Origin of the sequence: Ruicaihuangia caeni (genome assembly GCF_029952955.1) — a bacterium.
GTDB classification, from domain to species: Bacteria; Actinomycetota; Actinomycetes; order Actinomycetales; family Microbacteriaceae; genus Ruicaihuangia; species Ruicaihuangia caeni.
Window position 1 is genome coordinate 318,911 of the sequence record NZ_JASATX010000003.1, and the last position, 24,857, is coordinate 343,767.

General features: G+C 64.9%; 24 protein-coding genes. 12 read left to right on the forward strand and 12 right to left on the reverse strand.

The genetic code is table 11. From position 1 onward, the window contains the following. Positions 1–9: 9 nt before the first annotated feature. The 3 genes from rpsR to rpsF are packed head-to-tail and all read right to left on the reverse strand — an operon-like array spanning position 10 to position 1,189. Positions 10–273, reverse strand: a complete 264-nt coding sequence (gene rpsR / locus QF206_RS09020) for a 30S ribosomal protein S18 (protein WP_281488886.1) — start codon at positions 271–273, stop codon at positions 10–12. 49 nt (positions 274–322) lie between these two features. After that, positions 323–811, reverse strand: a complete 489-nt coding sequence (locus tag QF206_RS09025) for a single-stranded DNA-binding protein (protein ID WP_281488887.1) — start codon at positions 809–811, stop codon at positions 323–325. A 3-nt stretch (positions 812–814) separates the two neighbouring features. Further along, positions 815–1,189: a 30S ribosomal protein S6 gene (rpsF, locus tag QF206_RS09030; protein ID WP_281488888.1), complete on the reverse strand. Its 375-nt coding sequence runs from the start codon at positions 1,187–1,189 to the stop codon at positions 815–817. Positions 1,190–1,335: 146 nt separating this feature from the next. Here rpsF and QF206_RS09035 point away from each other — a divergent pair, with 146 nt between their 5' ends. Continuing rightward, positions 1,336–2,421, forward strand: coding sequence for an inositol-3-phosphate synthase (locus QF206_RS09035; protein ID WP_281488889.1), 1,086 nt, complete (start codon positions 1,336–1,338; stop codon positions 2,419–2,421). A gap of 6 nt (positions 2,422–2,427) precedes the next feature. Here QF206_RS09035 and QF206_RS09040 read toward each other — a convergent pair whose 3' ends face one another. Then, complete coding sequence (locus tag QF206_RS09040) at positions 2,428–3,846, reverse strand: CCA tRNA nucleotidyltransferase (RefSeq protein ID WP_281488890.1); 1,419 nt, start codon at positions 3,844–3,846, stop codon at positions 2,428–2,430. A 57-nt stretch (positions 3,847–3,903) separates the two neighbouring features. On the opposite strand from QF206_RS09040, the gene QF206_RS09045 reads away from it, so the two are divergent. The 6 genes from QF206_RS09045 to QF206_RS09070 all read left to right on the forward strand — a co-directional run bounded on the left by QF206_RS09045 (position 3,904) and on the right by QF206_RS09070 (position 11,399). After that, positions 3,904–5,952, forward strand: coding sequence for a DUF6049 family protein (locus tag QF206_RS09045; protein ID WP_281488891.1), 2,049 nt, complete (start codon positions 3,904–3,906; stop codon positions 5,950–5,952). Next, the gene (gene murJ / locus QF206_RS09050) at positions 5,945–7,600 is read left to right on the forward strand and encodes a murein biosynthesis integral membrane protein MurJ (RefSeq protein ID WP_281488892.1); all 1,656 of its coding nucleotides are present in this window, start codon (positions 5,945–5,947) and stop codon (positions 7,598–7,600) included. The genes QF206_RS09045 and murJ overlap by 8 nt, the downstream gene beginning before the upstream one ends. Before the next feature lie 86 nt (positions 7,601–7,686). Further along, positions 7,687–8,631, forward strand: a complete 945-nt coding sequence (gene trxB, locus QF206_RS09055) for a thioredoxin-disulfide reductase (RefSeq protein WP_281488893.1) — start codon at positions 7,687–7,689, stop codon at positions 8,629–8,631. A gap of 53 nt (positions 8,632–8,684) precedes the next feature. After that, positions 8,685–9,008 carry a thioredoxin gene (gene trxA, locus QF206_RS09060; protein ID WP_281488894.1) on the forward strand — a complete coding sequence of 108 codons (324 nt, stop codon included), beginning with the start codon at positions 8,685–8,687 and terminating at the stop codon, positions 9,006–9,008. A gap of 114 nt (positions 9,009–9,122) precedes the next feature. Then, a complete protein-coding gene (locus QF206_RS09065; protein ID WP_281488895.1) occupies positions 9,123–10,436 on the forward strand; it encodes an aminotransferase-like domain-containing protein in 1,314 nt (437 codons plus the stop codon). Between the two features lie 6 nt (positions 10,437–10,442). Beyond that, positions 10,443–11,399, forward strand: coding sequence for a D-alanine--D-alanine ligase family protein (locus QF206_RS09070; RefSeq protein ID WP_281488896.1), 957 nt, complete (start codon positions 10,443–10,445; stop codon positions 11,397–11,399). Between the two features lie 153 nt (positions 11,400–11,552). Here the strand turns inward: QF206_RS09070 and QF206_RS09075 are convergent, their stop codons facing one another. From QF206_RS09075 to rpmH, 8 genes are all read right to left on the reverse strand, one after another. After that, positions 11,553–12,512 carry a ParB/RepB/Spo0J family partition protein gene (locus QF206_RS09075; protein ID WP_281488897.1) on the reverse strand — a complete coding sequence of 320 codons (960 nt, stop codon included), beginning with the start codon at positions 12,510–12,512 and terminating at the stop codon, positions 11,553–11,555. After that, complete coding sequence (locus tag QF206_RS09080) at positions 12,505–13,407, reverse strand: ParA family protein (protein WP_281488898.1); 903 nt, start codon at positions 13,405–13,407, stop codon at positions 12,505–12,507. The genes QF206_RS09075 and QF206_RS09080 overlap by 8 nt, the downstream gene beginning before the upstream one ends. A gap of 1,399 nt (positions 13,408–14,806) precedes the next feature. Beyond that, positions 14,807–15,439 carry a 16S rRNA (guanine(527)-N(7))-methyltransferase RsmG gene (gene rsmG, locus QF206_RS09085; RefSeq protein ID WP_281488899.1) on the reverse strand — a complete coding sequence of 211 codons (633 nt, stop codon included), beginning with the start codon at positions 15,437–15,439 and terminating at the stop codon, positions 14,807–14,809. A gap of 5 nt (positions 15,440–15,444) precedes the next feature. Continuing rightward, positions 15,445–16,002, reverse strand: a complete 558-nt coding sequence (locus QF206_RS09090) for a Jag family protein (RefSeq protein ID WP_281488900.1) — start codon at positions 16,000–16,002, stop codon at positions 15,445–15,447. Continuing rightward, a complete protein-coding gene (gene yidC / locus QF206_RS09095; protein WP_281488901.1) occupies positions 15,999–16,967 on the reverse strand; it encodes a membrane protein insertase YidC in 969 nt (322 codons plus the stop codon). The genes QF206_RS09090 and yidC overlap by 4 nt, the downstream gene beginning before the upstream one ends. Before the next feature lie 10 nt (positions 16,968–16,977). Then, complete coding sequence (gene yidD / locus QF206_RS09100; protein WP_422785378.1) at positions 16,978–17,289, reverse strand: membrane protein insertion efficiency factor YidD; 312 nt, start codon at positions 17,287–17,289, stop codon at positions 16,978–16,980. A gap of 5 nt (positions 17,290–17,294) precedes the next feature. Next, a complete protein-coding gene (rnpA, locus tag QF206_RS09105; RefSeq protein WP_281488903.1) occupies positions 17,295–17,648 on the reverse strand; it encodes a ribonuclease P protein component in 354 nt (117 codons plus the stop codon). 9 nt (positions 17,649–17,657) lie between these two features. Then, positions 17,658–17,795, reverse strand: a complete 138-nt coding sequence (rpmH, locus tag QF206_RS09110; protein WP_058724833.1) for a 50S ribosomal protein L34 — start codon at positions 17,793–17,795, stop codon at positions 17,658–17,660. Between the two features lie 303 nt (positions 17,796–18,098). On the opposite strand from rpmH, the gene dnaA reads away from it, so the two are divergent. From dnaA to gyrB, 5 genes are all read left to right on the forward strand, one after another. Further along, complete coding sequence (gene dnaA / locus QF206_RS09115) at positions 18,099–19,526, forward strand: chromosomal replication initiator protein DnaA (RefSeq protein ID WP_281488904.1); 1,428 nt, start codon at positions 18,099–18,101, stop codon at positions 19,524–19,526. 382 nt (positions 19,527–19,908) lie between these two features. Then, complete coding sequence (gene dnaN, locus QF206_RS09120) at positions 19,909–21,054, forward strand: DNA polymerase III subunit beta (RefSeq protein ID WP_281489043.1); 1,146 nt, start codon at positions 19,909–19,911, stop codon at positions 21,052–21,054. After that, positions 21,051–22,217, forward strand: a complete 1,167-nt coding sequence (recF, locus tag QF206_RS09125; RefSeq protein ID WP_281488905.1) for a DNA replication/repair protein RecF — start codon at positions 21,051–21,053, stop codon at positions 22,215–22,217. The genes dnaN and recF overlap by 4 nt, the downstream gene beginning before the upstream one ends. A 71-nt stretch (positions 22,218–22,288) precedes the next feature. Beyond that, positions 22,289–22,768 (forward strand): DciA family protein, encoded by a 480-nt coding sequence (locus QF206_RS09130; RefSeq protein WP_422785379.1) that lies wholly within the window; start codon positions 22,289–22,291, stop codon positions 22,766–22,768. Between the two features lie 90 nt (positions 22,769–22,858). Continuing rightward, positions 22,859–24,820 (forward strand): DNA topoisomerase (ATP-hydrolyzing) subunit B, encoded by a 1,962-nt coding sequence (gene gyrB, locus QF206_RS09135; protein WP_281488907.1) that lies wholly within the window; start codon positions 22,859–22,861, stop codon positions 24,818–24,820. The last annotated feature ends 37 nt before the right edge of the window (positions 24,821–24,857 follow it).

The window sequence follows — 24,857 nt, forward strand, 5'->3', positions numbered from 1 at the left end:
TCGTACTCCTTAGCGGCCCGAGCCCGAGTACGGCAGCAGAGCCATCTCGCGCGCGTTCTTCACTGCGCGGGCGATGAGGCGCTGCTCCTGCACGGAGACACCGGTGATACGGCGAGCACGAATCTTTCCGCGCTCTGAGATGAACTTGCGGAGGGTGGCGACATCCTTGTAGTCGATGACGCCGACGCGGATCGACTTCGCCGGAGCGGCGTTCTTCCCGCCCTTGGCTCCGCGGCCGCCCTTGCGGCGATCGCCGCTGCTCTTTCCAGCCATTGATTGCTTCCTTTAATGAATCTCGATCGTTCCGACGGCAGCAGGCCGATCAGAACGGAACATCGTCGTTGTAGCCGCCGCCGGGTGTGTTCCACACGTCGCCGCCGGAAGAGGCGGGCGCGCTCGGCGCCCATGCGTCCTCGGTGACCTGCGAGCGGTTGCCGCCGCCACCACCGGAGGTGCGCGTCACCTGTGCCGTGGCGTAACGCAGCGACGGGCCGATCTCGTCGATCTCGAGCTCGATCGTCGTGCGCTTCTCGCCCTCACGGGTCTCGTAGGAACGCTGACGAAGCCGCCCCTGCGCGATGACTCGCATGCCCTTGGTGAGCGATCCCGCCACGTGCTCGGCGAATTCACGCCAGACGCTCGCACGCAGGAAGAGGGCTTCGCCGTCTTTCCACTCGTTCGCCTGACGGTCGAACGTGCGCGGCGTCGAGGCGATGGTGAAGTTCGCCACCGCGAGGCCCGACTGCGTGTACCGCAGCTCAGGGTCGGCAGTGAGGTTGCCGACCACCGTGATGACGGTCTCCCCGGCCATCGGCTACTCGGCCTTCGCCTTCGCCGAAGTCGCCTTGCGGGCGGCCTTCTCATCGGCGAGCTTCGCAGCGGCCGCGACGCGCGCGATCGCTTCCTCGGCGCGGAGCACCTTGGTGCGCATGACGGCTTCGCTCAGCTTGAGCTGACGGTCGAGCTCGACCACCGACTCGCTGCTGGCGGTCATGTTGACGACGGCGTAGATGCCTTCGCTCTTCTTGTTGATCTCGTAGGCGAGACGGCGACGGCCCCAGATGTCGACGTTGTCGATCGTTCCACCGTCATTGCGAATGACGTTGAGGAACTTGTCTAGGCTGGGAGCCACGGTGCGCTCATCGATCTCTGGATCGAGGATCACCATGAGTTCGTACTGATGCGTCACTAACCCACCTCCTCTGGACTCAGCGGCTGCAGTCGTTCTGCAGCAGGAGGGTTGTGCATCGTGCGTCTTGCGGCATCCGGCCGCAGACAACCTGCCTAGTGTAGTCAGGTTCCACCTGTGCTTTCAAGGAGTGTGCTCAGAGCGTCATGCCCATCAACGTCGCGATCGTCGGTGTCGGAAACTGTGCCAGTTCGCTCGTCCAGGGCGTCTCGTTCTATGCGGATGCCGCAGACGACGAAGTCATCCCGGGGCTCATGCACACGCGGTTCGGCCAGTACTCGATTCGCGACATCCGGTTCAGCGCGGCGTTCGATGTCGATGCCGGCAAGGTCGGACTCGACCTCGCAGACGCGATCCTGGCTCGCCCCAACAACACGCTCCGCTTCTCGGCGGTCGCGCCGACTGGGGTGACCGTGCAGCGCGGTCCGACGCTCGACGGGCTCGGCCACTACTACCGCGACGCCGTCCTCGAGTCGGATGCTGAGCCGGTCGACGTGGCGCAGGCCCTGCGCGACAGCGGCACCGACGTGCTCGTGTGCTACCTCCCCGTCGGATCGGAGGAAGCGGCGAAGTTCTACGCTCAAGCAGCGATCGACGCCGGGGTGGCGTTTGTGAACGCTCTCCCCGTCTTCATCGCGAGCGACCCTGTGTGGGCGCAGAAGTTCACCGACGCCGGGGTTCCGATCGTCGGCGACGACATCAAGAGCCAGCTCGGCGCCACCATCACTCACCGGGTGCTCGCACGGCTGTTCCAGGAGCGGGGCATCGTGCTCGACCGCACCTACCAGTTGAACGTCGGCGGCAACATGGACTTCAAGAACATGCTCGAGCGCGAGCGACTCGAGTCGAAGAAGGTCTCGAAGACGCGCGCGGTGACGAGCAACATCGACGTAGACCTTCCCGCTGACGATGTGCACATCGGGCCCAGCGACCACGTGCCGTGGCTCGAAGACCGCAAGTTCGCCTATGTGCGGCTCGAGGGCCACGGCTTCGGCAATGCGCCGACGAGCCTCGAGTACAAGCTCGAGGTGTGGGACTCACCGAACTCAGCCGGCGTCGTCATCGACGCGGTGCGCGCGGCGAAGCTGGCTCTCGACCGCGGCGTGGGCGGACCAGTGGAAGCGGCATCCGCCTACTTCATGAAGTCGCCGCCCGTGCAGCACCCGGACCACATCGCGCGTGAGCTGCTCGAGCAGTTCATCAGCGAGACGAAGGATGCCGTCGAGCAGTAGTCCCGACTAGCGGTGTCGCCACCACTCGACCAGGCGTCGCTCGACCTCCTCGCGACCGAGCTCGCCCTCGTCGAGGCGCAGGTCGAGCAGGAACCGGTATGCCTCGCCCACCTGCGGTCCGGGCTTCAGCTCGAGCAGCTGCATGATCTGCTGCCCGTCGAGCTCGGGTCGGATCGAGGCGAGCTCCTCGGCTTCCGAGAGCTCCTCGATGCGGCGCTCGAGATCGTCATAGGCAGTGCGCAGCCTGGCCGCCTTGCGCTTGTTGCGGGTCGTGACGTCGGCGCGCGTGAGGATGTGGAGGCGCTCGAGCAGATCTCCGGCATCCCGCACATAACGTCGAACAGCCGAGTCGGTCCAGGCGCCCTCCGAATACCCGAAGAACCGCAGGTGCAACTCGACCAGCCGTGACACTGCGCTGATTGTCTCCTTGTCAAAGCGCAGCGCGTGCAGGCGCTTCGCCGTCAGCTTCGACCCGACCACGTCGTGGTGGTGGAAGCTGACTGCGCCGGAGGCGTCGATGCGGCGGGTCTTGGGCTTTCCCACGTCGTGCAGCAGCGCCGCAAGGCGCAGCACGAGGTCAGGCTCGTGCCCTCGAGCCGCCTCGAGGTCGATGGCCTGTGCGAGCACCGTGAGGCTGTGCTCGTAGACGTCTTTGTGATGCGCGTGCTCGTCGATCTCGAGGCGCAAGGCGGGAACCTCGGGGAGCACGTGGGCCGCAAGGCCCGAGTCGACCAGCAGCCGGATGCCCTTTCCGGGCTCTTCCGTCAGCATCAGCTTGGTCAACTCGTCTGAGACGCGCTCGGCGCTCACCATGTCGATGCGCTCGGCCATGGCACGCATCGCCTCGAAGGTGGCGTCGTCGATATCGAAGCCCAACTGCGCCGCGAACCGAGCCGCACGCATCATGCGGAGCGGGTCATCGCCGAACGACACCTCCGGCTGCGAGGGCGTGCGCAACGACTGTGCGAGCAGGTCTTCGATGCCGCCCGCGGGGTCGACGAGCACCCGCTGCGGAAGACGCAACGCCATGGCGTTCACCGAGAAGTCGCGGCGAGTGAGGTCGCCTTCGAGATCGGTGCCGAACTGCACCTCGGGCTTGCGGGTGAGTCCGTCATACGCGTCACTGCGGTACGTGGTGATCTCGACCGTCTCGCCAAGGATCCGCGCGCCGATCGTGCCGAACTGGCGGCCGATGTCCCAGTGAGCGTCGGCGATCGGCTTGACGATGCGGAGGATCTCGTCGGGCGTCGCGTCGGTGGTGAAGTCGAGGTCTTTGACCGGCCGCCCGAGAAACGCGTCGCGCACCGGTCCGCCGACGAGGGAGAGCTCGAAGCCGGCTGCCTCGAACTCGGCCGACAGCCTCGATATCGGTGGGGATGCCGTGAGTTCGTGCAACCGGCTGATCGCTGCAGCGGCGCTCTCCATAGCCCTTGAGTCTAGACTTCTCACCATGTCGGCCGAGCCTGAGAGCGGGGTCGGCCTGTGCCCTTGACGCTCCTGCGCGCCTTGCTCGCGCTTGTGGTGGGCCTGGCCGGCGTGCTGGTGCTCCCGTCGGCTTCGATCGCCGAAGAGGCCGCGTCGATCACGGTCACCGCCGCCCCCACAACGAGCGGACTGCTGCGACCGAGCGCCCCGCTTCGTGTCGATGTGGCGCTCACCAACCCCGGCTCGGCAGAGCTCGAGGCGGTGACGGTGGAGCTCCAACTGCAGCGTGAGCCCATCACCAACGCGGAGGCCCTCGACGAGTGGCTCACCGGTGAGGATTCAGCGCTGGATCGCGACCTCGACACGCTGACCGCCACCTCGCCGATCTCGATCGCTCCGCGATCCACGTCTCGGCTCGCGGTGGTGACCGAACCCGAGACGATCCTGCTCGACGAGGCTCGGCCGGGCGTGTACCCGGTCGCTGTGGTCGTCGCCTCGGCATCCGAGCGCATCTCGAGCACTCGCACCGCCATCGTGTGGAAGCCCGACGAGCTCGGGTCGCGGGTCGGCCTCTCGCTGGTCACCCCGATCACCATCCCGGAGCCGACCGGGGCGCTCCTGACCGCTGACGAACTGGCGCTGCTCACGTCGCCCGGCGGATTGCTGGCTGAGCGCCTCGACGCGATGGCGGGCCGGTCGGTGGCACTCGGCATCGATCCCATGGTCGCGGCGTCGATCCGGGCGCTCGGAACCCAGGCGCCCCAGTCGGCGACGGACTGGCTGCAGCGTCTCGAAGCGCTGACGAACGACACCTTCGCGCTCATGTACGCGGATGCGGATGCCGCGGCGATGCTGCAGGCCGGCGTGCCGTTGCTGCAACCCACCGGCTTCGCCCTCGACCCCACCAACTTCGGCACCGCCGAGCCGACCACCGAACCGGATCAGCCGACGGAGCCCGGCTCGCCCCCGGATAGTGGACAGGACACCCCGGCGCTGCCCACGACGGAGGAGCTGCTCTCGGTGCCCGCCAGCCTCGGCGCCGTCTGGTGGCCCGCTGCCGACACCGTCACGCCGAGCGACGCCCAGACGCTCACTGAGAGCGGCAGTGACCGCATCCTGCTCTCCTCTTCGAACGTCGAGGCCGTTGATCGCACCCCCGTCGCACGTATCGGTGGCGGCATTGCCCTCGTGAGCGACGACCGGATCACGTCGATGCTCGACACCACCCTCGAGGCCGGTACACCGGCGGAGTGGAACGAGTCAGCCGCGCACCTGGCAGCGGCGCTGGCGATCGAGGCCGGTTCGCGCACGAGCCCGGTGATCGCCGCGCTCGACCGCGAATCGTCGGCCGCGCCGCAGCGGCTCGCCGACACGCTGAACGTGCTCGCCGGTCTGCCCTGGGTGACTCCAACGGCGCTCAGCGCGGTGAACACGGGTGACAGCATCCCCAGCGCGAGCGTCGCCGAGCGACCCCAGAGCGCCGATCGCATCGCTGCGATCAGCGGCATGGTCGCCAGCGAGCGCCAGGTCGCCGCGTTCGCCACTGCCGCGGTCGACACCGCCGCGATCGTCGACGCCCGACGGCTCGCGCTGCTCGGAACGCTCAGCCAGTCATGGCGCATGAATGCGAGCGGCTGGGAGGCCGTCGTCGACCAGTTCATGGCGGAGAACCGCAGCATCGTCGATTCGGTCGAGGTGGTCGAGCGCGGCCAGATCCTCGTGCTCGCCGACCGCACCGAACTGCCGATCAATGTGCGGAACGAACTCGGCCAGGCCGTCGAAGTGGTGCTCGATGTGAGGGCCCTCACGGCGGGGCTCGCGGTCGAGCAGCAACGCACCGTGGTGGTGGTCGAACCGGCATCGACGCGCAATGTGCCGGTGCCGGTGCAGTCGATCGCGAACGGCGCTGTCATGGTCGAGCTCACGCTGACGTCGACCACGGGGGTGCCGCTGGGCTCGCCGGTGTTCGTGCGCGTCAACGTGCAGGCGGGCTGGGAGACCGCGGGCACCGTCATCGCGGCATCCGTCGTCGTGCTCGTGTTCATAATCGGAATCGCACGCACCGTGCTGAAGCGCCGACGAGCGACTGAGGAGGCCGATGGCTGAGGCGGGCGGAGGGACCCCGAGCATTCGCCGGTCGAGCGCGCTGCTCGCGTCGGGCACGCTCGTGTCTCGCGTGCTCGGCTTCGTCAGCGCATTCCTGCTCGCGACGACGCTCGGCACGGTCGGCGACGGTGCCGACCTCTTCACGCTGGCGAACCAGCTGCCGAACAACATCTACGCGATCGTCGCCGGCGGCGTGCTCAGCGCGGTGCTGGTTCCGCAGATCGTGCGGGCCGGGCTGCACGCCGATGGGGGAGCGGCGTACGTCAACCGTTTAGTGACGCTGGGCCTTGTGATCTTCGCGGTGATCGGCGTTATCGCGACGCTCGCTGCGCCCCTGCTCGTGCGCCTCTACGCGCAGTCGGGCGAGGGCATGGGAGACGGGCTCTCGCAGGCGCAGTTCGGGCTCGCGGTGGCGTTCGCGTACTGGTGCTTGCCGCAGGTGTTCTTCTACGCACTGTACAGCCTGCTCGGCGAAGTGCTCAACGGCCGCAGCGTGTTCGGCCCGTTCACCTGGGCGCCTGTGCTCAACAACGTCGTGGCGATCACCGGCATCCTGCTGTTCGCCATGCTCTACGGCACCGCGCCCGAGCACCAGTCGGTCGAGACCTGGACGACTGACCGGGTCGTGCTCATCAGCGGCAGCGCGACGCTCGGTGTGGCCGCCCAAGCGGTGGTGCTCTTCGCGTTCTGGAAGCGGGCCGGGCTGCGCTTCCGTCTCGACTTCCGCTGGCGCGGCGTCGGACTGCGGCAGACGGGCAAGTCGGCTGCGTGGGTGTTCGGCATGATCCTCATCACGCAGTTGGCCGGCATCGTGCAGAGCAACGTCGCCTCACTGGCCGCCGGCACGGGCGAGGCGTCCCTCGCGGTGCTTCGGTTCGCGTGGCTCATCTTCATGCTGCCTCACGGCATCGCGACGGTATCGATCGTGACGGCCTATTTCACCCGCATGAGCACTCATGCGCGAGACGGCGACTTCGTCTCGCTGCGAGCGGATGTCGCGGCATCCCTTCGCGCCACAGGGTTGATCATGGTGTTCTCGAGCCTCGGGCTCATCGCGATCGCCTACCCGTTCGCGGCGGTGTTCGGCGGTGGGTTTAAAGAGATCGAAGCGATGGCCCTCGTGCTGATCGCCTACCTGCTCGGGCTCGTGCCGTTCAGCATGCTGTTCGTGCTCCAGCGCACCTTCTATGCGCTGGAAGACACACGAACGCCCTTCCTGGTGCAGGCCGCGCAAGCCGTGGTCTTCGTGCTCGGGATGCTGGTGGTCGCACAGTTGCCGCTCGACCGCATCGCGATCGGGGTCGCCGTGACTGTCACGATCGCCGGAACACTGCAGACCGCGCTCGCATGGGTGCTGCTGCGTCGCAAGCTCGGCACCGGAGGCCAGAGCGGCGCGATCGTGCGCGAGCATGTGCGCTACACGGTGGCGATGCTCCCCGCTGCTGCAGCCGGCGCGCTCATCGTGTGGCTGCTGGGCGGGTTCCGCGCGGGTGGCTTCGCGGTCTCGGGAGTATTCGAGGCGGGCGCTGTGATGGTGCTGGCCGGCACGATGATGGCGATCATCTATGCCGCACTCCTCCTGCTCATGCGCAATCGTGAATTGCTGGAGTTCGTGCGGCCGATCGTGGCTCGACTGCGGCGACGGTGACCTCTCCGGCCCGGCGTCCATCCGTTGCCGGAATACCCCGCGGTTAGGATTCGTTGTACCCGTCACCAGTCAACGAAAGGTGCGCAGTGCGCCACGTCATCATCATCGGTTCAGGCCCCGCCGGGTACACCGCCGCCATCTATGCCGCCCGCGCCAATCTGGCACCCCTCGTCATCGCCAGCTCAGTGGAACCGGGCGGCGAACTCATGAAGACGACGGATGTCGAGAACTACCCCGGGTTCCCTGAGGGCATCCTCGGCCCCGACCTGATGGCCAAGTTCCAGGAGCAGGCCGAGCGGTTCGGCGCTGAGGTGATGTACGACGACGTCGTCTCGGTCGACCTGACGAACGACGTGAAGTCGGTGACGGTCGGAAGCGGCGAGACCTACCAGGCCCACACGGTGATCATCGCGACGGGCTCCGCGTACCGCAAGCTCGGCGTGCCCGGCGAAGACACCTTCAGCGGCACCGGGGTCTCGTGGTGCGCCACGTGCGACGGGTTCTTCTTCAAGGAGAAGACGATCGCGGTCGTCGGCGGTGGCGACTCGGCCATGGAAGAGGCGACCTTCCTGACGAAGTTCGCGAGCAAGGTCTACGTGATCCACCGCCGCGACTCGCTGCGTGCCTCGAAGACCATGCAGGACCGCGCTTTCGCCAATCCCAAGATCGAGTTCATCTGGAACAAGGAGGTCACTCGAGTGACCGGCGACGCGCTGATCAATGGCGTGGAACTGCTCGACACGGTCGATGGCACGGTATCGACACTGCCGATCGAGGGGCTCTTCGTGGCGATCGGCGCAGACCCCCGCACACACCTGGTGCACGGCCAACTCGAATTGACGGATGCCGGCACCATCGCCGTCGAGGGCCGCTCGAGCCGCACGAACCTCCCCGGCGTCTTCGCCGCGGGCGACGTCGTCGACCCCACCTACCGGCAGGCCGTCACGGCGGCCGGCTCGGGCACGGTCGCGGCGCTCGACGCCGAGCACTACCTCGCATCGATCGCAGACCGTCAGCCGGCGCAGGCGTAGTCTTCGCGGCATCCTGCGCTCGACCCAATAGTTGTGAACCGATAGGAGTGAATATGACCGCCAAGGCAGTGACCGACAGCTCATTCCAGAGCGAGGTGCTCGACGCCGAGAAGCCCGTGCTCGTCGACTTCTGGGCCGAGTGGTGCGGCCCGTGCCGCATGGTCTCGCCGATCCTCGACCAGATCGCCGCAGAGCACGGCGAGAAGCTCGAGATCGTGAAGCTCAATGTCGACGAGAACCCGCAGACGGCCATGAAGTACCAGATCACCTCGATCCCCGCGCTCAAGGTGTTCCGCGGCGGTGAGGTGGTGAAGACGGTGATCGGCGCGAAGCCCAAGCATGCGCTCGAGGCCGACCTCGCCGAGTTCATCGGCTGAACGACGACGCAGACGCCGCTCAGCGCATCAGCGAACCCGCCCCGGCTCCGGCCCGGGCGGGTTCGCTGATTCTGGCGGCGTATCCTGGTCTGCACGCGAAGAGAGTGGAAGCGCATGACGAAGCAGGGATCCCCCGGCGGGACCAACCTCGACCCCTGGTACGACAACTACGCCGACCGCACCGCCGGTCTCAGCGCCTCAGCGGTCCGCGCCCTCTTCGCCGTGGCCTCGCGCCCCGAGGTCGTGTCATTGGCCGGGGGGATGCCGTATGTCTCGGCGCTGCCCGATGAACTGGTGACCGGCGCGCTCGAACGCGTCATGCGCGACCAGGGTCCGGTCGCCTTGCAGTACGGCTCTGGCCAAGGAACACCCGAAGTGCGTGAGCACATCCTCGAGGTGATGCGCACCGAGGGCATTCGCGGCTCGATCGACGATGTCGTGGTCACCACTGGGTCGCAGCAGGCGCTGGATCTGGTCAGCAAGATCTTCTTGAACCCGGGCGACATCGTGCTCGCCGAGGCGCCCAGCTACGTCGGCGCCCTCGGGGTTTTCAAGTCCTACCAAGCGCAGGTGCGGCATGTAGGCATGGATGCCGAGGGCATGATTCCCGAACTGCTGCTCGAAGCGATCGCGGCACTCAAGGCCGAGGGTCAAAGAATCAAGCTGCTGTACTTGATCCCGAACTTCCAGAACCCTGCCGGAGTGACGCTGAGTTGGGAGCGCAGACTTCGGATCATCGAGATCGCGCGCGCCCACGGCATCCTCATCATCGAAGACAACCCGTACGGGCTGCTGTACTTCGATCAGCCGGCGCCGCACGCAATGCGCTCGGTCGAGGAGGAGGGGATCGTCTACCTCGGTTCGTTCTCCAAGACCTTTGCACCCGGATTCCGCGTCGGGTGGGCACTGGCCCCGCACGGGATCAAGGAGAAGCTGGTGCTTGCCAACGAATCGGCGGTGCTCTCACCCAGCACCTTCTCGCAGAGCGTGATCACCGAGTACCTCAACGCGGCCGACTGGAAGGGCCAGATCGACACCTTCCGGGTGATGTACCGCGAGCGTCGCGATGCGATGCTCGAAGCGCTCGACGACTTCTTGCCTGAGATGAGCTGGACGGTACCGAATGGCGGGTTCTTCGTCTGGCTCACGCTTCCGGAGCACTTGGACTCGCAGTCGATGCTGCCACGCGCGGTGAAAGAACTGGTCGCCTACACCCCGGGAACCGGGTTCTACGCAGACGGCAACGGGCGTCACAACATCCGCCTCTCGTTCTGCTACCCCAAGCCCGATTTCATCCGCGAAGGCGTGCGTCGGCTCTCGACGGTCATCAACGCCGAGCGCGCGCTGCTCGACACGTTCATGCAGTCGACGCCCGCAGTCATGCCCCTCGACCGCGGCGTTGTAAACCCGCCCGCCAACATCAACTGATCGCGCATGAATCGCAAGATCTCGAATGTGCTCGTGCTCGCCGGCGGCATCTCGCATGAGCGTGATGTCTCGCTCCGATCGGGGCGGCGCCTGGCGGACAGCCTCACCGCGCACGGATTCACGGTTCAATTGCGTGACCCGGATGCCTCGCTGCTGCCGTATCTGCACCGCAATCGTCCCGACGTGGTCTGGCCGGCCCTCCATGGCGCGAGCGGCGAGGACGGCACCCTCCGTGCTCTGCTCGAGATCACCGGGATTCCCTTCGTCGGCTCGACGGCTGACGCGACCCGGCTGGCTTGGGAGAAGCCGATCGCGAAGACGCTGGTCGCCCGAGCAGGAGTGCGAACTCCAGCGTCGATCACCCTCACCCGAGACGCATTCCGTGAGTTGGGCGCGGTCGGGGTTCTCGAGACCATCGCGGAGCAGTTCGATGGTCCCCTCGTCGTGAAGCCGACCCATGGCGGTTCAGCTCAGGGCGTCACAATGGTGGACGACAGCGCCGGGCTTCCGCGCGCCATGGTCGACGCCTACAACTATGGCGAGACCGCGTTGATCGAAGAGCGCATCGTCGGCACCGAGGTGGCGGTCTCGATCATCGACACCGGTGACGGACCGGTGGCGCTGCCGATGGTTGAGATCGTGCCGCGCGGTGGCGTCTACAGCTTCGAAGCCCGATACAACGCGGGGGAGACCCGCTTCTTCACGCCCGCGCGCGTCGACGAAACGGTCGCGCAGCGCACCGCGGATGCTGCGCTGCTCGTTCACCGGACACTGGGGCTGCGGCACATCTCCCGTGTCGACTTCATCATCGACGGCGTCGGCACTCCGTGGTTCCTTGAGGCCAACGTCTTGCCGGGTCTCACGGAGACGAGTCTGCTTCCGCTCGCTCTCGAAGCCGCCGGCCACGATCTGGGGTGGGTCTACACCGCACTCGCAGAGGCTGCGGTTCGAGACAACGGCTGATTTTCCCGTTCGGATCACGCTCCGGGCGTGCTTCACGCGTCCGGACGCCGTGACAACGCACGGCCTTGGGTGTTAGATTCCCCGCTTGACCAGGGGTTTTCCAAATCGGGGTTGTCGTCGCGGAGCATCAATCACTCGCGATGACTGCCCGGATTAGTCAGCGATCGGGTTGCTGCCGTATCCGGGTTCCCCCAGTTCGCCAAGGATGCGATTGAGGTCTCCGATCGTCGCGAAGTCGATCGTGATGGTTCCCTTGGAGGCTCCGAGCGCCACCTTGACGCGTGTGTCGAGCCGGTCTCCGAGTCGCTCGGCGATCTCATCCAAGTGACCCTGGCGGCCGCCGGCAACCGGGCGCGGCTTCCGAGTCTTGGTCTGCTTGGTTGCAGCCGCCTCGGCGGCACGCACGGAGAGGTCTTCGTTGATGATCTTGTCAGCGAGGCGTTCCATCTCCGCCGGGTCGACAACCGACAGCACGGCGCGAGCGTGGCCGGCGCTCAGTACTCCGGCGGCGACCTTCTGCTGCACACGCTCCGGCAAACGCAAGAGGCGGATGGTGTTGGTGATCTGTGGTCGCGATCGCCCGATGCGCTTCGCGAGCTCATCCTGCGTGATGTTGAAGTCGCTCAGGAGTTGCTGATATGCCGACGCTTCTTCAAGCGGGTTGAGCTGCGCGCGGTGCAGGTTCTCCAAGAGCGCGTCACGCAGCATCGCATCGTCGGCCGTGTCTTTGACGATGGCCGGGATCGTTGCGAGCCCGAGCGACTTCGTCGCCCGCAGCCGGCGCTCTCCCATGATGAGCTCGTACTGCGGTTCATTCGACGCCGCGCCCTTGATGGGTCGCACCACGATCGGTTGCAGCACACCGAACTCGCGGATCGACACCCGCAGCTCCTCGAGTTCCTCCTCGCGGAACTCAGTGCGCGGCTGCTGGGCGTTCGGAACGATGTCGAGGGGATTCAGGTTCGCCAGTCGAGCCCCCGGTACAGCGACGAGGTCGTCTGCGGTCGGCGTTGGAGCGGACTGCGGGAAGAACACGTCGACCGGGCGGTCCGCCTGGTCGGCCGTAGGGATGAGTGCGCCAATGCCTCGACCGAGACCGGTTCTCTTAGCCATTCGTTCGTGCTCCACGGTTAGCGATTTCTGCAGCGGCTTCTCGGTACGAGACAGAGCCGGGGGAGTTGGGGTCGTAACTGATGACGCTTTGCCCATAACTGGGCGCCTCCGAGATCCGGACGGACCTGGGGATAACTGTGTTGAGAACCTCTTCCGGGAAGTGACTCCGAACATCGTCGGCTACTTGATTGGCGAGGTTGGTGCGCCCATCGAACATCGTCAAAACGATCGTGGATACGCGCAATTCCGGGTTCAAATGGCGCTCGATCAAACTGATGTTGTTCAGCAGTTGGCTGAGACCCTCGAGTGCGTAGTACTCGCACTGGATGGGGATAAGTACCTCTTTCGCCGCGACGAATGCGTTGATCGTGAGCAGTCCAAGCGAGGGTGGGCAGTCGATGAAGACGTAGTGGAACGGCTCTTCGGCCGCGTCAAGAAACCGGGTGAGTGCCCCGCGCAGCCGCTGCTCCCGAGCGACCATCGACACGAGCTCTATCTCCGCGCCGGCAAGGTGGATCGTGGAGGGCACGCAGAAGAGGTTGTCGGATTCCGGGCTCACCTGAACGACATCCCGGATCGCCTGGTCCTCAATGATGACGTCGTAGACGCTCGGTATGTCCGCCCGGCGGTCCACGCCGAGGGCCGTCGAGGCGTTTCCTTGTGGATCGAGGTCGATGACGAGCACGCGAGCGCCCGAGCGAGCGAGCGCGGCTGCCAGGTTCACCGTCGTGGTGGTCTTTCCAACGCCACCCTTTTGGTTGGCAACGGTCAAGACACGAGCCCGGGGAGGGAGAGGCAGTTCAAGTTCAGCCAAGGCCTGTCGGCGCTGATTCAGTTCCGCGAGCTGGCGTGCCAGAGGGGTCGAGTCGTCATACGAACTGCTCACCAAGCGCATTCACCCCTCGATGTTTCACGTGAAACGGGCCGCGGAAGTTTCACGTGAAACAGCGTTCGCGGGCCGACGCAACATGGACCAGACAACTGTAACGGCTGAACCTGGGGGAGCGGAGCCCGCTGCGCAGTGTCGATGCGATCTGATGCCCGGTGTTTCACGTGAAACTTCCCGGCGCCTCGGACGAATCGGTGCAGGGGAGTGCGGTTCGAATCGTCGACGCAAGGTCGCGCTCGTTCGCGCCCGCTGGACTGCAAACCATAGTCTGGGATCTCTTTCCGGGCATTGACCAGGGGACGGCGGCTAGTCCGCAACAGAGAAGCAAGTCATCGAGAGGCTCCGCTGGCCAATCCTCACGAGCACACCGACAGCCGATCAATCAGCGCGCTCGAGCCAGGCCGTGGGTGTTCTGCGATTGCGGCCACGTAGCAGCGGCGAATCTCCCGCACGGCGCTCGTCACCATTGCACACCTCTCACCGGTTTGGGATTCGCGCTGCCTGTCATCCATAAAGCCAGCACTACGATGCCCTGAGCGCTGAGAGCTGAACGCTGAGAGCCGGGCTGCGTGGCCGCTCACTGTTGCTGGAGGTCAAGAGGCGCCGCGCGGCGATCACATTCGCCGGTGACGGGTTGTGGGGCGCGGATTATCGCTGCCACCCGGCGAAACAACGGCATCCTGCTGGCACCACGCGCGATTGGCGGCACTGACCACGACGCCAGACGCGTTTCACGTGAAACATCATTAGACACGGCGAATGACGCGACGAAAGCGTCCACGGAGCAGGATGTCCCGGGCGGGGGACAGGGCGGCGGCTGCAAGAAGTCAGTCTCACACCGCACCGCTCTTGTTTCACGTGAAACACCATCAGGCCTGGCGGACTGGCACATCGCTCATGACCGACTCCCGGTATATGGAGTGGTACGCAGCCGCGAGACTTGTAGTCAGCTCGGCAACCAGTTCCCTGGCTCTGTTATGGCAGGGCAGCCTGCATGCGCGCTCGCGCTCGACCCGCGACCGAATAACGAGGCACAGCGGCGGGCAGACCGGCATAGACGGATCGGCGACCGCGCACCCGATCGCACCGCTGCGTAGACCAGCCCTTGTGGCGTTGACACACCCCGGTCCGTTGCCGACTCAGCTATGCGGAACATCGGCGCGTTCGGTCGTTGAGATGCAGAAAGCCGCAAAAGCACAGGGATGTTTCACGTGAAACCGATCCAGGCACTTCCACCAGACGCGACAGATTGACCCAGAACGGCCCGCGCTATTCCGACAGGAGATCGCAAACTTGCAACGCGCAACCCTTCAGGGGCGAATCCGGCACCGGAGTGAGCAGAGTGCCGCGCGCGCATCCGGGGGACAGCTGGAACTGCGTGTTATTACCAGAACGGCGGGAGTGACTAGCCGACGGTCGCCCGGAACACCCGGGTGACCTCGGTGTCGTACTCCTCACCGAGCAAGAGCACTTCGATGTCGGACAGACGCGCCTTGCGGATTGCCTTCGCAGCCGCGTCGATCTCTGCCTGCACGCGCTCGCCCTTCATGAACAAGAGCTGCCCGCCATCGCGGACCATCGGTGCGGTCCACGGGATCAGCTTGCTGAGCGCGCTGACAGCGCGGGCGGTCGCTTGGTCGACCTGTGCGTCAAGCACGACATCCTCAGCGCGCGCTCGCTGCACCGTCACGTTCTCGAGCCCAAGACGTTCAGCCTCCGCAGCGAGCCATTCGACTCTCCGCTCCATCGGTTCGATGAGGATGAATCGTGCGTCAGGGCGAGCGATCGCGAGCGGCAGCCCCGGAAGCCCGGCGCCGCTACCGACATCGCTCACACGAGCGCCCGTCCAGATCAACGGCGCAACAAGCGCGCTGTTCACCACATGACGAGTCCACAGCCGGGGCAACTCCAGCGGTCCGATCAGACCGAGCTCCTCGCCGTACGTCGCGAGGTCGTGGGTGAACTGGCGAGCCAGTTCGATTCGGTCGCCGAACAGCTTCGCCGCAGCCGCCGGCTCCGCCTCGAGCTGTTCGGTCATGCTGGTCACGCTCGGCGAATCACGTTATGCCGGTCGCGGCCTTCACCCTCAGACTCGGCCGAGTAGCCCCGCTCGCCGGCGAAGTCGTGCACGAGTTTGCGCTCGTAGCTCGACATCGGGGGGAGTGAAGCGGACTCCGCGCCGCCCTCGATCCGCTGGATCGCGTGGTCGACCAGTCGTTGCAGCTCAGAAGCGCGGGCGTCGCGAGAACCGCCGATGTCGAGAATCAGCCTGGAGAACTCACCGGTACGAGCCTGCACTGCCAGCCGAGTGAGCTCCTGCAGCGCCTCGACCGTATCGGGTGACGACAACGACCGCACGGATTCCGGGTCCTCGGCCACGACACTCACATAGGTGCGGTCGCCGCGAACCTCGATCTCGATGTCACCATCCAAATCGGCGATGTCAAGCAGTTCCTCGATGTAGTCGGCAGCGATGTCGCCCTCATCGGTGCTGTCGCCGTCGAGTGCGTCGTCGTGGACAGCCTCCGCAGCGACCTCATCCTCGATCGGGGGCTGCTCAGCATCAGTCGAGTAGTCCTGAGAATTGCTCAAATCAGTCATTTCTTCTTCTTCCCCGCCTGCTTCGCACGGTTCTTGCCGATGGGCTGCTCACGCTGGGTCCGTCGCGGTTCGTCGACGACGACGGTTCCTCCGTCACCTCCGGCGATCTCCTCCTGCTCAGGCTGGCCACGACGCTGTCGCTTACGAGCCAACCGGGCCTCACGCGCGAGCGCGGCTTCACTGCCCGGAGTCGGCATGTTGCGAATCACGAGGAACTGCTGACCCATGGTCCAGAAGTTCGAGGTGAGCCAGTAGAACATCACGCCCAGCGGGAATGCGAAGCCCGAGAATGCGAACACCAGGGGAAGGATGTACAGCAGGATCCGCTGCTGCTTGTACATCGGGCTTTCCTTCATCTCCGGCGACTGGTTCTTCGCCATGATCTGAAGCTGGGTGATGAACTGGGAGGCGCTCATCACGACGATCATCACGATCGCGACCCACACCACGTGGCCGTTGGACGCGGTCGACATGCTGTCGCGCAGGGGAGCGCCGAGGAACGTGGATGCCGCGAACTGCTGCGCGAGATCGAGGTTCAGCAGGCCGACGCCGGCCTTGTTGTGCGTCGCATCATTCAGCACCGAGAACAGGCCGAAGAAGATCGGCATCTGAAGCAGCAGCGGCAGACAGGAGCTCAGCGGGTTCGTGCCGGCCTTCTGATAGAGCGCCATCGTCTCACGCGACATCGCTTCGCGAGAGAACTGGTCCTTCTTGCCCTTGTACTTGTCCTGGATCTTCTTGAGCTGCGGGGCGACTTCAAGCATCCGGCGCTGCGACTTGATCTGTCGCACGAACACCGGGATGAGCAGGGCGCGAACGACGAGCACGAGGCCGACGATCGCGAACACCCAGGTGATGCCCGCCGCCGGGTCCATACCGATCTGCGTGAATGCCCAATGGAACGCGACGAGGATGGCCTCGATCACCCACTTGATCGGCCACAGGATCGTGCCAATGATGTCCATGAGTTGAGAGTCAGCCCTTTCCTTGGCCCATCGTGGAGACGAAACCGAATCGCGTCACGCGATATCGCTGCACAGCGCGGGTCGGCACATCGTCGATGCCCCCGGCTGCCCACGGGTGACAGCGCAGAATCCGGCGAGCTCCGAGGAAGCATCCCTTGAGCACGCCGTGCTGCTGGATCGCTTGCAGAGTGTACGCGGAGCAACTGGGGTAGTACCTGCACACATCGCCATACAGCGGAGAGATGATCCGCCGATAGACGATCAGGATGCCGATGCAGACGTTCCGCGGCAGCAACCACACGAAGCGAGCTGCGCGACTCAAACCACTCATGTCGACGCCACCATGCGATCCACCGCTCGATCGAAGCCCTTCGTCACCTCGTCGTGAAGGGCCTGCCAGTCGAGCGCATCGATGCCCGGGAGTGCCCGGATCACCACATCGGTGCCAGTCGGACGAGCGACCAGCAGTTCACGCGCGATCGCTCGGAGTCGACGCCGGACGCGGTTGCGGACGACAGCCACGCCGACCGCCTTCGACACGATGAAGCCGAAACGCGTTGGCGCAGCATCCTGGCGCGGGAACAGATAGAGCACGGCATGTGCCGTGCTCATCCGACGGCCGCGACGCACCGCTACGCGGAATTCGTCGGGCCTGATCACCCGGTTCGCTCGTGCGAGCACCGGCTGCTGTTACGCCGAGAGTTCGGTGCGGCCCTTTGCGCGGCGGGCAGCGAGGATGGCGCGGCCGGCACGGGTGCGCATGCGAGCGCGGAAGCCATGCTTCTTGGCGCGACGACGGTTGTTCGGCTGGAAGGTTCTCTTGCTCATAGTTCTATCTCCGCTGCCCAGCACGAACTGCCGGGGAAGTGTGTGGATCGCCGGAAATCGGCAGAAGTCAACTGATTAAAAGTACGGCCTCTTCGCCGAGCGGTCAAACCGCGGGAGAACACACCATTATCCACATCGGGATAACTCAGGGTTGGTAACGACATACCAGCGCGAACTAAGGTTGTTCGAGCCCCGGATCCATGCCCTATTTCGAGGGATAGCCGAACTCCGCGGCAGTCGACACAGTGGATAACCCTGTGCATAACATTCGTGGGAATTCGTATTCCGAGATTGCGGGGAACGATGGAGCAAGCGCCGGATCCGACGCGGGAACTCTGGCAGTCGGTGCTGCAGACGCTTGCGAGCGATGAGCGGATCACCCCACAGCTGCACGGCTTCATCAACCTGGTCGAGCCCAAGGGCGTGCTCGGTGACACCTTGTATCTCGAGGTGCCCAACGATCTGACACGCGGCATGCTCGAGCAGCGCATCAGAGGGTCGCTGCTGTCAGCGCTCGGCGACGTCGAGTCGCCCAAGATCTCGCATTTCGCGATCGTCGTGAATCCGGACATTCAACCGGAGAGCTTCGACGAGCCTGCCGGCACCGCCCCCGCGCCGCCCTACGAGCAGGCGCCCGCTCCAACCGCAACTGCCGCAGTCGACCCGGGACTCACCGGGAAGCGGACGGACAACCGGCTGAATCCGAAGTACAGCTTCGACAACTTCGTCATCGGCGGCTCGAACCGATTCGCGCACGCTGCGGCGGTCGCAGTCGCCGAGGCTCCGGCGAAGGCGTACAACCCCCTCTTCGTATACGGAGAGTCGGGGCTCGGCAAGACCCACTTGCTCCACGCGATCGGGCACTACGCGATCAGCATGTATCCGGGCATCCGGGTGCGATACGTGTCGAGCGAGGAGTTCACGAACGACTTCATCAACTCCATCGCGAACAACCGGGCGAGCGAGTTCCAATCGCGCTATCGCGAGATCGACATCCTCCTCATCGACGACATTCAGTTCCTCCAGGGCAAGGCCGAGACTCAAGAAGCGTTCTTCCACACCTTCAACACGCTCCACGATCACAACAAGCAGGTCGTGATCACCAGCGATCTGCCCCCGAAGCACCTGACCGGCTTCGAAGACCGGATGCGGTCGCGCTTCGAATGGGGCCTCATCACCGACGTGCAGGCACCCGACCTCGAGACGCGCATCGCGATCCTCCGCAAGAAGGCGCAGAACGACAAGCTGCAGGTGCCGGACGACATCCTCGAGTTCATGGCGTCGAAGGTGTCGTCGAACATCCGCGAGCTCGAGGGCACGCTCATCCGCGTGACGGCGTTCGCGAACCTCAACCGCACGCCGGTCGACATGCAGTTGGTGCAGACGGTGCTGAAGGACCTCATCACCCTCGACGAAGACAACGTCATCGCGCCCGTCGACATCATCAATCACACGGCCGCCTACTTCAAGCTCACCGTCGACGACCTCTACGGCTCTTCTCGATCGCAGGCAATCGCGACGGCGAGGCAGATCGCCATGTATCTCTGTCGCGAGATGACCAATCTGTCGCTCCCCAAGATCGGGCAGCTCTTCGGCAACCGCGACCACACGACGGTGATGTACGCGAACAAGAAGATCAGCGAGCTGATGAAGGAACGGCGCTCGATCTACAACCAGGTGACCGAGCTCACCAGCCGCATCAAGCAGAACCACCGCTTCAACAGGGCCTGACCTTCAACCACAACTCCAACTTTTCCACTTGTGGAAAGTCTTGTGGACAACTGTGCAAAACGCCGGGCCTCGGTGTTGAGAACGATCGCAGCAGTGTGGATGCCGACACTGGGGCCCGAGACGTTCACCAGCTGAGTCGGTCTTAACGCCAACATGCGGCTCACAAGTTACAACCTTGTGGTTCCTAGTGTTTTTGCGGTCTTAACAGGGTTATCCACACTGTGCACAGCGGTTAAGACGGTTAATCCGATTAATGAATGACAACTTCTCCGGCCGATAACCTTAGGTTTCCGAAGCGCGGACTCAAGCGGATCCGGCCCGCGAAGCGCGTGTGCCAGTATTAACCGCCAATGCCCGACTTCTTGTGACAGGGGTGACATCTGTGAAGTTCCAGGTCAATCGCGATGTGTTCAGTGAGGCTGTCTCCTTCGCGGTGAAGCTCCTGCCACAGCGCACGACCCTGCCGATCCTCAGCGGTGTGCTCATCGATGCGAATGACGGCGGCCTCACTCTGTCGACCTTCGACTACGAGGTGTCCGCACGCACGAAGATCGAGGCAGACGTGAGCGAAGCCGGTCAAGTGCTGGTCTCCGGGCGTCTTCTCGCCGAGATCGCGAGCCGGCTGCCCAACGCGCCCGTGAACTTCAGCACCGAGTCGGGCCGCATCGTCGTCACGTGCGGAAGCGCCAACTTCACGTTGCTCAGCATGCCGGTCGAGGAGTACCCGACCCTTCCGCAGGTGGAGGGCACGTCTGGCGTCATCCCGGGCGAACGATTCGCCGAGGCCGTATCGCAGGTCGCGGTTGCCGCCTCGCGCGATGATGTGACGCCCGTGATCACGGGTGTGCAGCTCGAGGCTTCCGAGACGAACCTGTCGCTGGTCGCGACCGACCGATACCGCGTCGCGATCCGCGACATCGACTGGGACGGCGGGGATGCGCCGGCTGAGACGGTGCAGGCTCTGGTTCCCGCTCGCATCATCGCCGAGATCGGGAAGACCTTCGGGCACAGCGCCCAGATCCAGGTCACGATCACCAACGCCGACGACCGCGAAGTCATCGCGTTCAGCGCCGGCGACAAGACCGTCACTTCGTTGCTGATCAAGGGCAATTTCCCGCCGGTGCGTAGGCTCTTCCCGGAAACGGTTGAGAACTACGCGGTCATGAACACCGCCGACCTCATCGAGGCGACCCGTCGTGTCTCTCTGGTGCTCGAGCGCGAGGCCGCGCTCCGGTTCTCATTCAGCGCTGAGGGCGTGAAGCTCGAGGCCATCGGCTCGGAGCACGCGCAGGCATCCGAGCAGATCGATGCGCATTTGGTCGGGGATGACACGGTCGTCTCGCTCAAGCCGTCGTTCCTGCTCGACGGACTCGGCGCCGTGCATTCGGAATTCGTGCGCATCTCGTTCACCAAGACCGACAATCCGAACAAGCCGGGTCCGGTGCTCATCACGAGCCAGACGTCGCGCGACGAGCCCGGCGCTGACAACTACAAGTACCTGTTGCAGCCCAACCTGCTCTTGCGGTGATCGTTCGGCACCTCTCACTGGTCGACTTCCGGAACTACGAGACCGCGGAAGTCGAACTGCATCCGGGCGCCAACCTCTTCGTCGGGCGCAATGGCCAGGGCAAGACCAACCTCGTCGAGTCGATCGGCTACCTCAGCACGCTCTCATCGCACCGGGTGCCGTCCGATCAGGCGATGATCAGAAGCGGGGCGGATGCCGCGATCATCAGGGCGCGTCTGCAGCACGGCGACCGCCAGCTACTTGTTGAAGCGCAGTTGAACCGCAGCGGTCCGAACCGCGCGCAGGTCAACCGCGGAGCGGTCAAACCCAGGGAACTGTCGCGATACGTGTCGAGCGTGCTGTTCGCTCCAGAGGATCTGGCATTGGTGCGTGGCGAGCCGAGCGGCCGGCGCCGCTTCCTCGACGGAGTGCTCGTGCAGCGCAACCCGCGCCTGTCGGGTGTGCTCTCGGACTACGAGCGCTCACTCCGCCAGCGCAACATGTTGCTCAAGTCGGCGCGCGCGTCGGGACTGAAGAATGCTCCGCTCAGCACGCTCGACATCTGGGACGAGAGACTGATCGAGTTCGGCAGCGAGCTGATGGCGGCGAGAAGTGAGCTCGTCGCCGAGCTCGAACCTCACACCCGGCTCGCGTATGCAGCGATCGCGGGCGATTCCCACGACGCGACGCTGAGCATGCAGTTCAGCGTGCTCGACTCGGCGCGCGACGATGACGAGGGCCTGCACGAGGAGGCTGTGCGACACGGGGCGATCGACCGTGCGCTGGCCGCGAGCTGGTTCTCAGAGGCGCTCGAACGATCGCGGCGCCAGGAACTCGAACGAGCGATCACGCTTGTCGGCCCGCACCGCGATGACCTCGTGCTCACCTTGAACGGACTTCCGGCGCGGGGCTATGCCAGTCACGGCGAGTCCTGGTCATTCGCGCTGGCGCTCAAGCTCGCCACGGCCGAAGTGCTCAGGCAGCACTCCACCGCGGGTGATCCGATCATCGTCCTCGATGATGTGTTCGCCGAACTCGATGCTTCGCGGCGAGAGCGCCTCACCGAAGCGATCGAAGGCTATGAGCAGGTGCTCATCACGGCAGCGGTATTCGACGATGTGCCGGCGCCGCTCGCTGCCCACACTGTGCACATCGACTCGGGCAGGATCGTCGAGGCGTCATGACCGATCGACGCTCACCGGAAGATCGGCATTCAACGGATGCCGAGGGTGCCGGCGTGTCGGAAGACGGCGCCATGTCGGAGGCCCGCCGCGCATACCTGCGGTTCAAGCGCGTGTTCGGCGACGGCTCGAAGACGAGCCGCGATGGCCGCCGTCGTGAACGGCGGTCGAAGGAACCGTCGCAGCCCTTCGGGCCCGGCCGTGATCCGCGAGGGGTTGGCGATGTGCTCGATAGCGTCACAGCCGAGCTCGGATGGTCGGCACCGCTGGCTGAGTCGCGCCTGTTCCTCGAATGGGCGGAACTGGTCGGCTCGGAGACCGCCGAGCACTCGGAGCCGGTCGGCATCCACGAGGGAATGTTGACGGTGCGGTGCGACTCGACGGCTTGGGCCACGCAGCTCCGGTTGATGCGCAGCCAGATCACCACGAGGATCGCTGAGGAGTACCCGGACGCGGGCATCAGCGACATCCGGTTCCAAGGGCCGAACGCCCCCACCTGGAAACGCGGTCGCAGAGCAATCCCAGGGCGCGGTCCGCGCGATACTTACGGGTGACAAGACAAAACAGGTACCGGGGGCGAGAAAATCGCTCACAGGGGGCGTCTACGCCCTATTTCCACGGCGTTCGACGGTAGAATGTGTGAAATGGCTGACAAGACTCCCGAAGACAACTACGGCGCGAATGCGATTCAGGTCCTCGAGGGTCTTGAAGCGGTACGCAAGCGCCCCGGAATGTACATCGGTTCCACCGGACCGCGTGGCCTGCATCACCTCGTATATGAGATCGTCGACAACTCCGTCGACGAAGCACTCGCCGGGTACTGCGACACCATCGATGTGACCATTCTCGCCGACGGGGGAGTGCGCGTCGATGACAACGGGCGCGGCATCCCGGTCGACATGCATCCCGTCGAGAAGAAGTCCACCGTCGAGGTGGTGCTCACCATCCTGCACGCCGGCGGAAAGTTCGGCGGCGGCGGATACGCCGTGTCGGGCGGCCTCCACGGCGTCGGCAGTTCCGTGGTGAACGCGCTGTCGCGTCAACTCGATGTGGAGGTGAAGCGGCAGGGATTCGTCTGGCGGCAGGAATTCCGAGACGGAGTGCCACAGGCGCCGCTCGCACAGGGCGAGCCCTCCGAGGAGACCGGCACCAGTATCACCTTCTGGCCGAACGGCGAGATCTTCGAGACGACCGAGTTCGACTACGAGACGCTCCGAACCCGCTTCCAGCAGATGGCCTTCCTGAACAAGGGGCTCCGCATCAACCTGACCGACAAGCGAGTCGAGTCGGATGCCGATGAGCCGCGCCGCGAGGAGTTCCTCTACGAAAACGGCCTCGTCGACTACGTCACCCACCTGAACTCGACCCGCAAGGTCGAGGTCGTGCACCCCGACATCATCTCGTTCGAGATGGAGGACAAGGAGCGCCGCATCGCACTGGAGGTCGCGATGCAGTGGACCACCTCATATCAGGAGAGCGTGCACACCTTCGCGAACACCATCAACACGCATGAGGGCGGCACGCACGAGGAGGGCTTCCGCGCGGCGCTCACCACGCTGGTGAACAAGTACGCGCGCGAGAAGGGCATCCTCAAGGAGAAGGACGAGAACCTCTCCGGCGACGACGTGCGTGAAGGACTCACCGCCGTGATCTCCGTCAAGCTCGGCGAACCGCAGTTCGAGGGCCAGACGAAGACCAAGCTCGGGAACACCGAAGCGAAGTCGTACGTGCAGCGCATCACCGGCGACCAGCTCGGCGACTGGTTCGATCGCAATCCGGTGCAGGCCAAGGAAGTGATCCGCAAGGCGTTGCAGGCCGCCGCCGCGCGAATCGCCGCCCGTAAGGCGCGCGAGCAGACCAGGCGAAAGGGCTTGCTCGAGGGCGGCGGCATGCCGGGCAAATTGAAGGACTGCCAGTCGAAGGATCCCTCGATCAGTGAGATCTTCATCGTGGAGGGCGACTCGGCCGGCGGTTCGGCCGTCCAGGGCCGCGACCCCGAGACCCAGGCGATCCTGCCGCTTCGCGGCAAGATCCTGAACGTCGAGAAGGCACGCCTCGACCGTGCCCTCAACAACGCTGAGATCCAAGCGATGATCACCGCCTTCGGAACGGGCATCGGCGAGGACTTCGACGGCAACAAGGTTCGCTACCACAAGATCGTGCTGATGGCCGATGCCGACGTCGATGGCCAGCACATCACGACCCTGCTGCTCACGCTGCTCTTCCGGTACATGCGCCCGCTCATCGAGCTCGGCTACGTCTACCTGGCGCAGCCTCCGCTGTACCGCTTGAAGTGGTCGAACTCCGATCACGAATACGTGTACAGCGACCGCGAGCGCGACGCGTTGCTCGCGGAGGGCCTCGCCTCCGGCAAGCGGATCCCGAAGGACAACGGCATCCAGCGGTACAAGGGTCTCGGTGAGATGGACTACCGCGAGCTGTGGGAGACCACGATGAACCCCGACACCCGCACGCTGCTGCAGGTGACGCTCGACGACGCGGCAGCGGCCGACGCGATCTTCGCCACCCTCATGGGCGAAGACGTCGAGTCGCGCCGCCAGTTCATCCAGCAGAACGCGAAGGACGTGCGCTTCCTCGACATCTGAGGCAGCCGATCCCAGACCTGCGTTCTGGGCGACTGAA

What these genes read in the sequence shown, in the direction of transcription:
- QF206_RS09130 (WP_422785379.1), top strand. Translation starts at nt 22,289, where the DNA reads ATGTCGGAGGCCCGCCGCGCATACCTGCGGTTCAAGCGCGTGTTCGGC.
- QF206_RS09065 (WP_281488895.1), top strand. Translation starts at nt 9,123, where the DNA reads ATGACGAAGCAGGGATCCCCCGGCGGGACCAACCTCGACCCCTGGTAC.
- QF206_RS09040 (WP_281488890.1), bottom strand. Translation starts at nt 3,846, where the DNA reads ATGGAGAGCGCCGCTGCAGCGATCAGCCGGTTGCACGAACTCACGGCA.
- rpmH (WP_058724833.1), bottom strand. Translation starts at nt 17,795, where the DNA reads ATGAGCAAGAGAACCTTCCAGCCGAACAACCGTCGTCGCGCCAAGAAG.
- trxA (WP_281488894.1), top strand. Translation starts at nt 8,685, where the DNA reads ATGACCGCCAAGGCAGTGACCGACAGCTCATTCCAGAGCGAGGTGCTC.
- dnaA (WP_281488904.1), top strand. Translation starts at nt 18,099, where the DNA reads ATGGAGCAAGCGCCGGATCCGACGCGGGAACTCTGGCAGTCGGTGCTG.
- gyrB (WP_281488907.1), top strand. Translation starts at nt 22,859, where the DNA reads ATGGCTGACAAGACTCCCGAAGACAACTACGGCGCGAATGCGATTCAG.
- rsmG (WP_281488899.1), bottom strand. Translation starts at nt 15,439, where the DNA reads ATGACCGAACAGCTCGAGGCGGAGCCGGCGGCTGCGGCGAAGCTGTTC.
- QF206_RS09070 (WP_281488896.1), top strand. Translation starts at nt 10,443, where the DNA reads ATGAATCGCAAGATCTCGAATGTGCTCGTGCTCGCCGGCGGCATCTCG.
- QF206_RS09035 (WP_281488889.1), top strand. Translation starts at nt 1,336, where the DNA reads ATGCCCATCAACGTCGCGATCGTCGGTGTCGGAAACTGTGCCAGTTCG.
- QF206_RS09080 (WP_281488898.1), bottom strand. Translation starts at nt 13,407, where the DNA reads ATGCGCTTGGTGAGCAGTTCGTATGACGACTCGACCCCTCTGGCACGC.
- QF206_RS09025 (WP_281488887.1), bottom strand. Translation starts at nt 811, where the DNA reads ATGGCCGGGGAGACCGTCATCACGGTGGTCGGCAACCTCACTGCCGAC.
- QF206_RS09090 (WP_281488900.1), bottom strand. Translation starts at nt 16,002, where the DNA reads ATGACTGATTTGAGCAATTCTCAGGACTACTCGACTGATGCTGAGCAG.
- QF206_RS09075 (WP_281488897.1), bottom strand. Translation starts at nt 12,512, where the DNA reads ATGGCTAAGAGAACCGGTCTCGGTCGAGGCATTGGCGCACTCATCCCT.
- rpsR (WP_281488886.1), bottom strand. Translation starts at nt 273, where the DNA reads ATGGCTGGAAAGAGCAGCGGCGATCGCCGCAAGGGCGGCCGCGGAGCC.
- yidC (WP_281488901.1), bottom strand. Translation starts at nt 16,967, where the DNA reads ATGGACATCATTGGCACGATCCTGTGGCCGATCAAGTGGGTGATCGAG.
- murJ (WP_281488892.1), top strand. Translation starts at nt 5,945, where the DNA reads ATGGCTGAGGCGGGCGGAGGGACCCCGAGCATTCGCCGGTCGAGCGCG.